We start from the raw sequence: 246 nt of genomic DNA on the forward strand, positions 1-246 counted from the left end.
GGATCACGTCGAGATAAGGCTCCGGCGTCCAGTTGACCAGCACGCGGTTGCCGATCCAGTCGTCGGCGCCGTCCTTGTAGACGATGGCGTTGCCCGCGTCGACTTGTTTGTCGGCGATCATCAGCGGCAAGTCGCGCTCGCCCCAGCGCAGGCCCAGGCGTTGGCGCAGGGCCAGTTCTTCTTCGTCCTCGACCAGCAGCAGCCCGGCCAGCCCGCGCTGCAGTTGCGCGCCGGTGCGGCCGTGCG

The 246-nt window shown here is 68.7% G+C and carries 1 protein-coding gene; it reads right to left on the reverse strand.

Annotated features, from left to right (window positions below; genetic code table 11):
* The coding region (locus HKX41_12810; protein NNC25016.1) for a multicopper oxidase family protein at positions 1 to 246 on the reverse strand (246 nt) is incomplete at both ends.

The sequence above is a fragment of the Salifodinibacter halophilus genome (genome assembly GCA_012999515.1).
Taxonomy (GTDB): Bacteria; Pseudomonadota; Gammaproteobacteria; order Nevskiales; family Salinisphaeraceae; genus Salifodinibacter; species Salifodinibacter halophilus.